Origin of the sequence: Planococcus halocryophilus (assembly GCF_001687585.2) — a bacterium.
GTDB lineage: Bacteria > Bacillota > Bacilli > Bacillales_A > Planococcaceae > Planococcus > Planococcus halocryophilus.
The window spans coordinates 1,135,788-1,149,567 of the sequence record NZ_CP016537.2 but is presented as its reverse complement, the minus strand read 5'-3'; the positions used below and the strand labels follow the sequence as shown (position 1 = coordinate 1,149,567).

15 protein-coding genes and 1 riboswitch are annotated in these 13,780 nt (G+C 39.4%); of the genes, 2 read left to right on the top strand and 13 right to left on the bottom strand.

Annotated elements, in window-relative coordinates; genetic code table 11:
• Positions 1-122 precede the first annotated feature (122 nt).
• From BBI08_RS16985 to BBI08_RS05655, 6 genes are all read right to left on the bottom strand, one after another.
• Positions 123-254, bottom strand: coding sequence for a methionine/alanine import family NSS transporter small subunit (locus BBI08_RS16985; protein WP_155800267.1), 132 nt, complete (start codon positions 252-254; stop codon positions 123-125).
• A gap of 15 nt (positions 255-269) precedes the next feature.
• A complete protein-coding gene (locus BBI08_RS05675) occupies positions 270-1,790 on the bottom strand; it encodes a sodium-dependent transporter (RefSeq protein WP_008497700.1) in 1,521 nt (506 codons plus the stop codon).
• Between the two features lie 194 nt (positions 1,791-1,984).
• The gene (locus tag BBI08_RS05670) at positions 1,985-3,559 is read right to left on the bottom strand and encodes a Na+/H+ antiporter NhaC family protein (RefSeq protein ID WP_008497701.1); all 1,575 of its coding nucleotides are present in this window, start codon (positions 3,557-3,559) and stop codon (positions 1,985-1,987) included.
• A 111-nt stretch (positions 3,560-3,670) separates the two neighbouring features.
• A riboswitch (Lysine riboswitch) is annotated at positions 3,671-3,852 on the bottom strand.
• A gap of 71 nt (positions 3,853-3,923) precedes the next feature.
• Positions 3,924-5,267: a bifunctional metallophosphatase/5'-nucleotidase gene (locus BBI08_RS05665; RefSeq protein WP_008497702.1), complete on the bottom strand. Its 1,344-nt coding sequence runs from the start codon at positions 5,265-5,267 to the stop codon at positions 3,924-3,926.
• A gap of 12 nt (positions 5,268-5,279) precedes the next feature.
• Positions 5,280-6,107 carry a sulfite exporter TauE/SafE family protein gene (locus tag BBI08_RS05660; RefSeq protein ID WP_065527839.1) on the bottom strand — a complete coding sequence of 276 codons (828 nt, stop codon included), beginning with the start codon at positions 6,105-6,107 and terminating at the stop codon, positions 5,280-5,282.
• On the bottom strand, positions 6,107-6,967 hold the full coding sequence (locus BBI08_RS05655; RefSeq protein WP_065527838.1) for a DUF72 domain-containing protein: 861 nt from the start codon (positions 6,965-6,967) through the stop codon (positions 6,107-6,109). Before BBI08_RS05655 ends, BBI08_RS05660 begins: the two co-directional genes overlap by 1 nt.
• 141 nt (positions 6,968-7,108) lie before the next feature.
• Between BBI08_RS05655 and BBI08_RS17280 the strand changes: the two genes are divergently transcribed.
• Positions 7,109-7,315: a DNA alkylation repair protein gene (locus BBI08_RS17280; RefSeq protein WP_065527837.1), complete on the top strand. Its 207-nt coding sequence runs from the start codon at positions 7,109-7,111 to the stop codon at positions 7,313-7,315.
• The gene (locus BBI08_RS17275; RefSeq protein WP_008497703.1) at positions 7,315-7,584 is read left to right on the top strand and encodes a DNA alkylation repair protein; all 270 of its coding nucleotides are present in this window, start codon (positions 7,315-7,317) and stop codon (positions 7,582-7,584) included. The genes BBI08_RS17280 and BBI08_RS17275 overlap by 1 nt, the downstream gene beginning before the upstream one ends.
• A gap of 57 nt (positions 7,585-7,641) precedes the next feature.
• Here BBI08_RS17275 and BBI08_RS05640 read toward each other — a convergent pair whose 3' ends face one another.
• The 7 genes from BBI08_RS05640 to BBI08_RS17105 all read right to left on the bottom strand — a co-directional run bounded on the left by BBI08_RS05640 (position 7,642) and on the right by BBI08_RS17105 (position 13,603).
• Positions 7,642-7,827, bottom strand: a complete 186-nt coding sequence (locus BBI08_RS05640; RefSeq protein WP_008497705.1) for a hypothetical protein — start codon at positions 7,825-7,827, stop codon at positions 7,642-7,644.
• 166 nt (positions 7,828-7,993) lie between these two features.
• Complete coding sequence (gene sufB, locus BBI08_RS05635; RefSeq protein WP_008497706.1) at positions 7,994-9,391, bottom strand: Fe-S cluster assembly protein SufB; 1,398 nt, start codon at positions 9,389-9,391, stop codon at positions 7,994-7,996.
• A gap of 20 nt (positions 9,392-9,411) precedes the next feature.
• Positions 9,412-9,852, bottom strand: coding sequence for a Fe-S cluster assembly sulfur transfer protein SufU (gene sufU / locus BBI08_RS05630; RefSeq protein ID WP_008429496.1), 441 nt, complete (start codon positions 9,850-9,852; stop codon positions 9,412-9,414).
• Positions 9,842-11,071 (bottom strand): cysteine desulfurase, encoded by a 1,230-nt coding sequence (locus BBI08_RS05625; RefSeq protein ID WP_008497707.1) that lies wholly within the window; start codon positions 11,069-11,071, stop codon positions 9,842-9,844. Before BBI08_RS05625 ends, sufU begins: the two co-directional genes overlap by 11 nt.
• Positions 11,071-12,375, bottom strand: coding sequence for a Fe-S cluster assembly protein SufD (gene sufD, locus BBI08_RS05620; protein WP_065527836.1), 1,305 nt, complete (start codon positions 12,373-12,375; stop codon positions 11,071-11,073). Before sufD ends, BBI08_RS05625 begins: the two co-directional genes overlap by 1 nt.
• A gap of 18 nt (positions 12,376-12,393) precedes the next feature.
• Positions 12,394-13,176: a Fe-S cluster assembly ATPase SufC gene (gene sufC, locus BBI08_RS05615; protein WP_330217548.1), complete on the bottom strand. Its 783-nt coding sequence runs from the start codon at positions 13,174-13,176 to the stop codon at positions 12,394-12,396.
• Between the two features lie 271 nt (positions 13,177-13,447).
• On the bottom strand, positions 13,448-13,603 hold the full coding sequence (locus BBI08_RS17105; RefSeq protein ID WP_008497709.1) for a YuzK family famiily protein: 156 nt from the start codon (positions 13,601-13,603) through the stop codon (positions 13,448-13,450).
• Between the last annotated feature and the right edge of the window lie 177 nt (positions 13,604-13,780).

Here is a 13,780-nt window from a genome sequence, read left to right as displayed (position 1 = left end):
CTGATTTGAGTCGGAATCTAATTCTATTCCAAATGTATCATAAAGGGGTGTTCCTCACAAGTTGCTATCGTGCTTCAAATCCATAGAAAAGCCCGGAAACTTTTCGTTTCCGGGCTACTCTTTTATAGGTTATTTGTAGCGTTTGAATTACGTTTCTTTCTGCCAGTGTTAACTGCGTGAAAAATACTAGCAGCTAAGCCTCCCCAAACTAAAACCATCCCAATAATCATAACTACTATTGAACTTGTTGACATATGCTACTCCCCCTTTTAACTGCGCTCGTCATATTCCCCTTGGTTTTTATGCCATTTAGCAATAGAGAATAAAATCCCGAAGACTATTGCAGCAGAAGCTACTGCTACGCCTCCTGATAAAGTAAACATGTTAGAATATCCTTCATAGTTACCTGTTTCAGTATCAAACTCTTGTAGAATGTTCATTTTCAGTAGTCCGAACATCATATAGCCTAAGACGATTGGCGTAATGATTCCAAGACTAACTTTCCACCATGCACCAAGGTGGATATCTGAAATTTCGTTTGCATGAGCTTTAAGCAAGTCTGCTTTACGGAATACCCATACCACTAGAACAACTTCTACTAAGCCAACTGCAGCAACACCAAATTGGTTGATAAAGTAATCTGCAAGATCTAGGAAGAATAATCCACCTTGAGTTGCGAATAAGATTGAAATTAAAGCCGCAAGTCCGCCACCAAATACAACAGCTTTTCTGCGAGAAATTCCAAATTTCTCAGTGAACCCAGCAACATAAGTTTCAGTAATTGACATTAATGATGTTAATCCAGCAAGTGTTAAGGACAGGAAGAAGAAGAATCCAAACAATCCGTTAAAACTTGGGAACTCATTGATGATTTGCGGGAATACGACAAAGGCCAAGCCTACACCCGCTGTAGCTACCTCTGAAACTGCAACTCCTTGTTGTGTTGCCATAAAGCCAAGTGCTGCGAAAATTCCGATACCAGCTAGTAATTCAAAGCTTGAGTTTGCAAACCCTGTAATAAAAGCATTATTTGTGATATCCGATTTTTTCGGTAAATAACTTGAATAAGTAATCATGATCGCAAATGCAACAGATAAACTAAAGAAGATATGTCCATAAGCTGCGACCCAAACTGACGGATTCATAATAGCTGTAAAATCAGGTTGGAAAAACGCTTCCAATCCTATTAACGCGCCATCCAGTGTAATTGCACGAATTACGACTGCTAAGAAAATAATAACTAACGTTGGGATGAAAATTCGGTTAGCCATTTCAATTCCTTTTTTAACACCAGCAAGTAAAATTCCGAGTGTAATCGCCCAAACGAGCACTAAAGGAATAAACACGCCCCATACAATCCCACCGGTTTGCCCCGGACTAACTGTAAGTTGTAAAAATTCATTGAATAAGAAATCTTGTGTATCTGTACCCCATGCCTGATTGAAAGAAAAAATAGTATAGCGCATTGCCCAGGCGATAATAACGGCATAGTATACGGATATAACAAAGGACACAAACACTGCCCACCAACCAAGCCACTCTAATTTTCTACCGCCCATTCGGAAAAATGATAACGGTGCTGACCCTCTATACTTATGGCCGATCGTGAACTCTAAAATTAAAATTGGTATACCGGCAGTCAGTAGTGCAAATAGGTATGGTATAAAGAAGGCACCCCCACCATTTTCATACGCAACATATGGAAAACGCCAAATGTTACCTAACCCTACTGCAGAGCCGACGGCTGCCATGATAAAACCAGCACGTGTACCCCATTGCGAACGCTCCATCTCTCTTCCTCCTTAGTTTTCCCATTCTTTTTACATAAAAATAGGAATTTTGTTTGTTTTCAGATTATTAACTAATCTAAAATTAGTATACCGAGAGAGCTCTTTAATGTAAAGACACTTTCACAATATAATTGAAAAAAACTATTGCGGCAAAAGTAAAAAGGCAGAGGATAAGCTCCTCTGCCTTGCTTTTATTAATTATTTTGTTGTTTTTCAATAATAGTTGTTCGTTTTGACCAAACAACGAATAACACAGCTAAAACGATTAGGACAACCCCTAATGACAACAGTAAAGAACCTGTAAACCCTATGACAATATACCCGATAGCAGCGATACCAGCAGCTGTTAATGCATAAGGTATCTGCGTTAAGACATGGTCCATATGATTACTTCCCGCTCCTGTTGATGACAAGATTGTCGTATCAGAAATCGGTGAACAATGATCACCAAATACTGCACCTGCCAAAACTGCGGATAGCGCTGGCAATAATAAAGCAGGTTCTGCTTCGATCATAATTGTTCCAGCAATCGGTAAAAGAATACCGAATGAGCCCCATGAAGTTCCTGTAGAGAAAGCCATAACTCCAGCTAACACAAACAAGAGAACTGGCAAGATTGCTGTAGGAACATTGCCGTCAGAAACAACGCCTGCTAAGTATGCGCCTGTTTCTAATGACCCGATTAACGAAGTCAATGACCAAGCAAATATTAGTATTAATACGGCGCCCATCATAGACTTGATACCCGCCCAAATACCTTTACCAATCCAGCCAACATTAGCTGTTTTATTTATTTTCATTTGTAGCATGTAAAGAATAATAGATGTTAAAGCACCTAATAATCCCCCTATCAATAACGAAGCTGGTACATCTGTATTTTCAAAGATTAACCAAACATCAAATACTTGGCCTGCATTTTGGTAGCCAGTCCAAATCATTGCGACTACTGTTCCGACAACTAACAGTAAAATAGGAAGCAGTAAATCTCTCACATGTCCATGTGAGTGAGTTGGAAATTCTTCTTTCATTTCACCTGGAATTGTTTTTTTAGGATCGAAAAGCTGCCCTTCTGAAATTGCCAACACTTCATGTTTTTTCATTTCACCAAAATCAACATCACGGATCGCGACAAAAAAGACGATGGCTAGAGAAGCAACAACATAAAAGTTCATTGGCGCCATCCAAAGAAACGCTTCAAGTGCAGAATACTCTACAAAAGTTTGCCCAGCTAAAATAGTAGCAATAATGCCGATAATCGCGGCACCCCAACTTGATACAGGTGAGACTACACAAACAGGTGCTGCAGTCGAATCAATAAAGTAAGCAAGTTTAGCACGTGAAACTTTGTATTTGTCTGTAATCGGACGTGCTACTTGCCCAACAGCCAATGCATTAAAATAATCATCGATAAAGATCACCATTCCAAGAACGACCGTTAATACTTTGGCACCACGACGAGATTTAATGTGGTTTGATGCCCATTCAGCGAAAGCATGGCTGCCTCCTGAAAGACTAACAAATGCTGTAATAACACCCAGTAGTAAAAGAAACAGAATGATAAAGACGTTATAAGCGTTAAAGCCGCCGTCCCAAAAAATAATTGCGAATGATGTAGCAAGTTCCTGCAAGGCCTCAAGTGGTGAAAACCATGTTAGGATAATAGCTGCTGCCACAATACCTGCACCTAATGACAATAGGACGCGGCGTGTTAATAAGACCATGACGATGGCAATAATCGGTGGCAAAATCGAAAAAATCGTATTCTCCAAAATAACTCCTCCTTGTTTTTGATGGGTGAAATTGAGACAAAAAAGGCTGACCTCTCCAGTTGTTGGATTCAGTCAGCCTTCTACAATTCGTCTGTGCGATAAAACATCAAACAACCCTGTAGCCCTCCATTTAAGCAATTGCTTAAATGACAGTGACATTCTTGTTCAGAATGACCCCAATCTATTTCCTATGACCGTAAGAAATAAATTTCGGCAAAACTTCCTTTCAGATACATTCAACGCGGTCAAACTCGCGCACCCTACTGATCAGTCCTGCAGCCTCTACCCACCATTATAACTTTCCTTTTTAGCATAGCCCAAAATCACTACAAAATCAACTGAATATATATTCTGACTGCCTTCACTACTTTATCTCTTTGCTATGAAAATATTGACCAAATACATCACGAAGAAATTCTGGCATATAGTATGTTTTCGTAGCTCTTTTCAAACTCGGGAAAAAATAGCCGAATGTCAGCATATCTAACGTAACCAATTGATAAATTTGATTATGCACAACTCGTTGACCACCGATATATAATCGACGATCGATAAGCTCCATATTCAAATGAATCATTTTGCCAAAGACCACTCCCCGAAACCCCATCCCTTTTAACTCAAGTTGTGGCCACTCCGAATTCAATGATTGCAAATAAATCTCTTTTAGCTCGGCACCACTTAACGCGACAACACACGGATTGATCGGATGGGGCAACATCTTATGGAAATTATAACGGGTCATCACTCCTTCATGTATGTCTTCCATAAATATCCCAGCATTAAACAACGCACAATCTGCGCCAGTAAATTCAATCATCGCTTGACCAAATAACGTTGCAAGCTCAGAATCTTTAAACCACTCTGCCTTTAACTTTTTATTGCTTTGAAAGACGAGTTCGTTCATTTGTACTTTTCCTTGTTCTACTAAATGTTCATCAAAATTTTCTTGTACTTCGCAAAGCTGAGATACTTCGATTAATCGAGCTGAAGTTTTTTTAAACTCCTTCTCTACGGTGATATGACCAATGTAAAAACCAAACTTTCCAGCAGCTCCAAGTAATGTATCACCTTGCCATTTTCCATCATGAAAAACATGATGTGTATGTGCACCTAAAATAATATTAATCTGCGGACAAAATTCTGCTAAAAGCTCATCATCTTTAATACCCAAATGGGACAAACAAACAATCAAATCGGTTTCTTCTTTAATCTCTTCTACCGATTGAATTATAGCCTCTTTGGCATCTGTGATTTCCCAACCCAATTTGCGGTAAAACGGAGTAAACTCGGCTGTTGCGCCAACCAAACCAATACGCGTTCCACTTGCTGTTTGAATAATTCTGTAAGGCTTTGCCCATGTTGGTCGGTTGCCCTGCAAGTCAAATAAATTTGATAACACTACATCAAATTCAGCCTGAACATACAAATCATCAAGTTCCTCTTTCGAAAGAGTAATCCCTTCGTTATTGCCGATTGTCACTGCATCGTAATTTGCTTCGTTAAGCAATTGAACATTCCCTTTTCCTGCTGTGCCTTCGGTATAAGGATGTGAACGATCCACATGGTCGCCAATATCCAAAATAAGACAAACGTCCCCTTCTTCTTCATGCCATCTTTTTCGTTCAGCTAAAAATGACTTGATGCGAGGCCAGTTTGCAAAATGACTGTGTAAATCATTCGTATGATAAATATGAATCGTTTCGCTCATAAAAACACCTCTTTAATTGCTAAATATTCCTTCATAGATTGAACGTAGCCCGAGCACTAGAAGCACAATTCGCAAAATGGTGACTAACATTTCCGAATTGAGACGTTTGTTTAACGCTGCTCCTATTTTCGCACCAATATAAGCACCTGGTACGACCGCGAGCGTATATATCCACGGGACGTTACCCAGTGAAATATGCGTAACCGAATTGACAAGTGCCGATAGAAAAACCATTAACATCGATGTCCCAACCGCCACATGAGGAGGAAACAAAAATAAAAGTATCATTGCTGGTACAATAATGGAACCGCCGCCGATTCCAAATAATCCGGAAGCAATTCCGACAAAAAATGTTAAGAGCAAAGCAAACCAAATTGGATAACCATAAATGTATTGTTTGTTTTCTCTGTCAATAAAGGTGGTCTTTCGACCGTTATCTACAAACCACCGGACTGCCTTGAGGTGGTCGCGCAACAACAAAAGTACCGAAAGAAACACAAGGAGAATACCAAAATACAAATTAAATGATGGCAAATCTAAATTTTTATTAATAAAAGCACCGACGATTGTCCCCGGTGCACTTCCCGCAAAGAAAATAAGTCCACTTTTATAATCCACTGTACGAACTTTCATATAGGCCAAGGTCGATGAAAGACCTGTAAAAATCATCATGATGACCGATAATCCCACAATTTTTTGTGGTGAAAGTTCAGGGAAAAAAGCAAAGCTAGTACCCATAAACAGTAAGGCAGGCACTAGTATAACGCCCCCACCTAAACCAATAAGAGCACCCAGTATGCCAGACATTACTCCGACAACTGCCATAACGACGAAAACCATTAAAATCCTCCTTCAAATAAGTCCATTTGTTTTGGTGAAAGCCCATCAAATGATAAGTCATTCATCTTTTGGAACTGCTTGGCGTCACCTGCTGCATGCCCACCTGAATTATTATTAAAAATCACGTAAACATTTTCAGTAGTCTTAGCTAATAACTTTACGGCATTACTAATATCTTCGAGCTCATCTTTATTGTAATCATATAAATAGCGAACTTCTCGCCAGTTTTGCCCATGGCCAGGGTTTAACCAGCCATGAACATTACGACCATGAATGCGCATTAACACTTTATCATTCCTAGTAGCTATAGGTACAAGCGGAATTGATCCCTCACCTGCTTGTGGTTCATCACAAACCGAATGAATTAAGTTATGGTCACGTAGAAAATCCAAAGTTTTTTCGCTCATCCCATTCGCATACCAGGATTGATGGCGAAACTCAATCGCTAAGTCAAAATCTTTGAGACGCCCAATAATTTCCCGTAGCTGATCGACATTTTCTTTTTGACAATCGAACCATGGTGGGAATTGCAATAACACCATTGCCAATTTCCCTTCTTCTTTTAAAGGTTGTACAGACTTACAGAATGCATCAAACATGGCATCACGTGACTCAAACGGATTTTCACCACGCAAATGACCGGTCATGCCTTGATAAGCTTTGACGATAAATTGGAATTGCGCAGGTGTTTCCGCAATCCATTTCCGAATATTGCGTTCCGGTTGAACTGCATAGAAAGAAGAATCCAGTTCAACAATTGGAAAATGAGCACCATAATCACTTAGTTTATCTGTTTTCTTTGAGCCCGGGCTATAGACATCCGGATGGTCTCCCCAACCCGTCAACCCTACATAAATCATTGTCCCGCCCCCATTTTCGTTATTATTTTATGATAACATAGAAAAAATAGAACGTCTTTTTTTAATAAGTATCCTATATGTCAAATGCATTTTAACTTAAGGACATGAGGCAGCCGCGAAAAAATATGGGACCATCAAGAGATGAGCAATAATTTTGAGGCGAATCGTAATCCTGAATTGGCTATACCGATGTCAGCATATATACGGTATCAATTTGACTTTTTAGGTATCGAAACTCCATTGCGAAATGAATTATTTAAAAAACACTTATCAGCGTACCAATTGCCTTATCGAGAGAAATTAATAGATGCTGTTTGGAAACTATATGAACTGCCGGAACACTTTTGATGGTGGAATGGTCCCAAGCAGAAAATATTCGGACAATTCGTGCTGCGATTCTTCATCAACTGAAATACAAACAGCCAACAGATCTAGCTGTACTCTCTCAAATTATTTTACAACACGCAGAATCACCTGAATTCTTTATTCAAAAATCCATTGGCTGGGCATTACGTGAGTATGCTAAAACAGATGCTGAATGGGTTCAAAAATTTGTCTCAACACATAATTTAATGCCTCTTAGTAACCGTGAAGCGTTGAAAAACATTAAAAAATAAGCTTAAGCGTACATTAAAGTATGCCTAAGCTTATTTATAAGTAATGATTTCAGGATTTCAGAATAACCCGCCAATCCCTTTTTTCGCAATTAAGGATTTTGCAGAAGCCATCAATTCTTTCTTTTCGGTTTCATCAATTTGTCCATCATCATAAGCTTCTTTCGCTTGTATCAATACTTCTTTTGCTTCGCTTAAGTCTGCGTTGCTTAGTTTATCTTTTAAAGCTTCGAATTTTTGACTCATGTTCCACATACCCCCTAAGGATTTATATACGCTACTATTATACCCCTTAAGCAAGTACCCAAACTCTTCACTTGCACGCTTAGAGATATGACTTGTTATTCGTTCAAGCCTATAAAAATAACCCTTGGCGTGAACAATGTCACACCAAGGGTTACAGGTAAATCGATTAACCGATAGAGCCTTCCATTTCGAACTTGATTAAACGGTTCATTTCAACCGCATATTCCATTGGAAGTTCTTTTGTAAATGGTTCGATAAAGCCCATTACGATCATTTCTGTAGCTTCTTGCTCAGAAACGCCACGGCTCATCAAGTAGAATAACTGCTCTTCAGATACTTTTGAAACTTTCGCTTCGTGTTCTAAAGAAACGTTATCGTTTAAGATTTCGTTGTATGGAATTGTATCAGAAGTTGATTGGTTATCCATAATTAACGTGTCACATTCGATGTTCGAACGTGCACCGTCAGCTTTACGTCCAAAATGAACGATTCCGCGATACGATACTTTCCCGCCTTGTTTTGAAATTGATTTCGAAACAATCGAAGAAGACGTATTTGGAGCCAAGTGAATCATTTTCGCACCAGCATCTTGGTGTTGTCCTTTACCAGCGATAGCGATTGACAATGTCATGCCACGTGCGCCTTCACCTTTCAAGTAAACCGCTGGATATTTCATCGTCAATTTCGAACCAATGTTGCCATCAATCCATTCCATTGTCCCGTTTTCGTACACAAATGCACGTTTCGTTACAAGGTTAAAGACGTTGTTTGCCCAGTTTTGAATTGTTGTATAACGGCAATAAGCATCTTTTTTCACGATAATTTCAACAACAGCTGAGTGAAGTGAATTTGTTGTGTAAACAGGAGCTGTACAACCTTCTACATAATGAACGCTTGCACCTTCATCTACAATGATCAACGTACGTTCAAATTGACCCATGTTTTCTGAGTTAATACGGAAATAAGCTTGAAGTGGTGATTCCACTTTAATGCCTTTAGGAACATAGATAAATGATCCACCCGACCAAACAGCTGTATTCAATGCAGCAAATTTATTGTCTGCTGCTGGAATTACAGACTGCCAATATTCTTTGAAAAGGTCTTCGTTTTCACGAAGTGCAGAACCAGTATCTTTAAAGACGATACCCATGTCTTCCAATTCTACTTTCATGTTGTGGTAAACAACTTCAGATTCATATTGAGCTGATACACCAGCTAAATACTTTTGCTCTGCTTCTGGAATTCCTAATTTATCAAATGTACGTTTGATTTCTTCAGGAACTTCATCCCATGAAGTTTGGCTTGCTTCTGAAGGTTTTACGTAATACGTAATTTCATCAAAGTTCAATGAGCCTAGATCGCCGCCCCATTGTGGCATCGGCATTGAATAAAACAGTTTCAATGCTTTCAGACGAGACTTAAGCATCCATTCTGGTTCTTCTTTAATTTTCGAAATTTCTCTTACGATGTCTTCAGTCAGACCTCTTTTTGATCTAAATACTGAAACATCTTTGTCGTGGAACCCATATTTATAATCACCGATTTCTGGCATTTTTTTCGCCATCGTCGTTCCTCCGTTCTATGTTACGATTTTTCTTCGTTTTGCACGCCTTTTTCCATCGCTTTCCAAGCCAAAGTCGCACATTTTATACGGGCTGGAAACTGAGAGACGCCTTGTAGCGCTTCAATATCACCAAGATCAATCGAATCATCATACTCTTTGCCAAGCATCATATCTGAAAAGATACCGGAAAGTTTTAATGCCGTATCAACTTCCTGCCCTTTGACAGCTTGCGTCATCATTGAAGCAGAAGCCATTGAAATCGAACATCCTTCACCGTCAAACTTCGCATCTTTGACAATGCCGTCTTCGACCTGCAAAGTCAGTTGGATGCGGTCTCCACAGGTCGGATTGTTCATCTCGATATTAACGCTATTGTTTTCAAGTGCCCCTTTGTTGCGAGGCGTCTTGTAGTGATCCATAATAACACGTCTGTATAATTGGTCTAAGTTATTAGAAGACATCGTTGAAATACTCCTTTGCCGAACGCAATCCTTCTACTAAACGGTCAACATCTGACTCGTTATTGTATAAATAGAAGCTAGCGCGTGCTGTAGCTGAAACTTCCAGCCATTTCATTAAAGGTTGTGCACAGTGATGACCTGCACGAACCGCGATTCCGCTCATGTCTAAGACAGTAGCGACATCATGCGGATGAACATCGTTCAAGTTGAATGTCACAATACCCGCACGTTTCTGTGGATCGGTTGGTCCATAAATATCTAATCCTTCGATTAAGTTCATTTTTTCCATTGCGTAAGCAGCCATTTGATGTTCATGCTTTTCAATTTCATCTAAACCAATCTCGTTAAGAAAATCTATAGCTGCGCCTAATCCAACAGCGCCTGCAATAATTGGTGTACCACCTTCAAATTTCCAAGGCAACTCTTTCCACGTCGAATCGTATAAACCAACAAAATCGATCATTTCTCCACCAAATTCTACAGGTTCCATATTGTTTAATAATTCTTTTTTGCCGTAAAGAACGCCGATACCAGTTGGCCCACACATTTTGTGGCCAGAAAATGCAAAGAAATCACAGTCTAATTGTTGAACATCTATTTTAAGATGAGGTGCCGCTTGAGCACCATCAACTACCATAACTGCTCCATTTTCATGCGCAATCTGTGCTACTTCTTTTACTGGATTCATCGTGCCGAGAACATTCGAGACATAAACCATTGAGACGATTTTAGTTCGTTCCGTCACGACTGCGCGGACTTGTTCTAACGAAATCGTGCCGTCTTTTTCAAGCTCAACATATTTTAAAATGGCTCCGCGTTCTTTAGCTAATTGTTGCCATGGAATAATATTGGAATGATGTTCCATATAGGTGATGACAATTTCGTCGCCTTCTTGAACATTGGCTCGGCCGTAGCTTTGCGCAATGAGGTTCATGGCAGTTGTCGTTCCCCGCAAGAAAATAATTTCTTCCATTGAATTAGCATTGATGAATTTCCGAACTTTTTCACGTGCACCTTCATAATGTTCAGTAGCACGGTTCCCGAGCGTATGAACGCCTCGGTGAACGTTAGCATTATCTAATTCATAATAAGATTTTAATGCCTCAATGACCTGAACGGGCTTTTGTGAAGTAGCGGCACTGTCCAAATAAACCAGTGGGTGACCATTTATTTCTTGGTTGAGTATTGGAAAATAGCTTTTTATCTCTTTGTTGATCATTAGCGGACTTTCCTTTCGATAACCTCCGTCAATTGCTTTTTAACGCCTTCGATTGGCAACACTCGAACTACTGGTGCCAAGAAACCGTGAATAACAAGACGTTCAGCTTCCTGTTTTGTAATACCGCGGCTCATCAAATAATACAATTGAAGTGGATCTACGCGACCAACTGATGCGGCATGTCCTGCTGTTACATCATCTTCATCGATTAAAAGAATCGGGTTTGCATCGCCACGTGCTTTTTCACTCAACATCAGTACGCGTGATTCTTGTACTGCGTTAGATCTAGTTGCGCCGTGTTCGATTTTACCAATCCCATTAAAAATCGCAGAAGATGAGTCTTTCATAACACCGTGCTTCAGAATAAATCCTTCTGAATCTTTACCCCAATGAACGACTTGAGTTGTAAAGTTTTGCTTTTGCGATCCACGTCCAACTACTACACTTTTCGTATCGCCAAAAGAATTATCGCCGATCAAATGCGTTGTGTTTTCAGAAATTGTATCGCTATCATTCATCATGCCTAAAGCCCATTCAATACGTGCATCACGTGCTACAATGCCACGGCGGTTTACATACGTAATAAAACCTTCTGCTAATGTATCTACCGCACCGTACGTAATTTGTGCGTTATCTTCAGCAAAAACTTCTGACACGATGTTTGCCAAGCCGTTCGCATGTGGAACTGTTGAATAATAGTTTTCCACATAAGTTACTTTACTGCTCGTATCAGCAACAACAATTACGTGGTTAAACAACGATGCGTCAGCGTCGTCATGATAAAAGACCACTTGTACAGGCTCTTCTACAACAACGTTTTTCGGAACATAAAGGAAAGCTCCACCATTCATCAATGCAGCGTTTAACGCTGTCAATTTATGCTCATCCGTTTTCACGCCATTTGTCATAAAGTATTTTTTGACCAAATCGCCATGTTCACGTAGAGCTGTGAAAATATCCGTCAAAATAACACCTTGTGCTGCAAGGTCCTCAGAAATACGAGAAAATGCAGGCGTATTATTGTGTTGGATATAAAGGTTTTTTTGTTCTAAATCTACAATTGCTTTAACATCTTCTGTTAAATCTTCAAGCGATTCGAACTTCGCACTTTCAACAGCATGAACTGGGAAATCTGTAAAGTTCCAGCTAAGAATTTTTGTTTTATCTGGCTTTGGTAGTGGCAAGCTTTGCGCTTCCCCAAACGAACGAAGACGAAGCTCAGTAAACCATGAAGGTTCACCATTCATTTCTGAAAAAGAGCGCACGTCCTGCTCGGTCATTTTTAAATTTGTTTCAACCGTCATGCTAGTCTCTCCCTTCAATTATGCTTGTCCTACAGTCTCGTCTTCAATACCAAGTTCAACTTTGATCCAGTCATAACCTTCAGATTCAAGTTTAAGAGAAAGTTCTTCTCCACCTGATTTAACAACGCGTCCTTGCATCATTACGTGAACGTGGTCAGGCGTAATATAGTTCAACAGACGCTGATAATGGGTAATGATTAAGCAACCGAAGTTTTCGCTCTTCATTTGGTTGATACCGTCTGAAACAACTTTCAAAGCATCGATATCCAAACCAGAGTCAATTTCATCCAAAATAGCGATTGTCGGTTTGATCATCATTAGCTGAAGAATTTCATTACGTTTCTTTTCTCCGCCTGAGAAGCCTTCATTTAAGTAGCGCTGCGCCATTTCTTGTTCCATGTCGAGCACTTCCATTTTGTTGTCCAATTCACGAATGAATTTCATCAATGAAATTTCATCGCCTTCTTCGCGACGTGCATTCATTGCAGAACGCATAAAGTCAGCATTTGTGACGCCTGAAATTTCACTTGGATATTGCATACCTAGGAAAAGACCAGCGCGTGCGCGTTCGTCTACTTCCATTTCAAGAACGTCTTCGCCGTCCAAAGTGATAGATCCTTGTGTGATTTCGTATTTAGGGTGTCCCATAATTGCGGATGCTAAAGTAGATTTACCAGTACCGTTAGGCCCCATAATTGCGTGAATTTCACCTGTATTAATTGTTAAGTCTACACCCTTTAAAATCTCTTTGTCTTCGATTTTAACGTGTAAATCTTTAATGACTAAAGTTGACATGTATATACCTCCATAAAGTTAATATTCGAATGGCGAACCATCCTTAATTAGTATCATTCTAATCTTAACTCATATTCACCTTACTGGCAAATCATTAAACTACATTAAAAACGAGGACAAAACAATTTAGATTACTGGATTCGTCACTTATTTATAAAACCCTAGTGTGATAACTGTCACACCTTCATTTTTTCAATGAAAGAATCCTAATTGAGAAATCGTATCATTAAAAAAGCCAACATCCGAGGATGCTGGCTTGACGTTTTATATGTTTAATTTAGTCTCTATGAACTTGCCGTTCGATCTGGCCGGCTACTTTTTGGCCTAGCTGATAGTCTTGTTCGCGGCGCTGTTCTACTTCAACAATTTTGTCAGTATTATTTTGATATTCATCAATTCCGAAGCCATGTGCATTTCTAAATGCTTGTTCCATTTTCTCCGTCTTGTCTATTCCGTTCGATTCAATAATGAACCATTCCTTTCAAACTTGGTTTTTTAATAATTACTTTGTTATTATACCCCATTAATTATCAAATAAACACCCAAATAATCTAATTAATCTGAAAACAGAACTATTGTCTTAGATTTATTTAATAAAAAAACCCTTTGA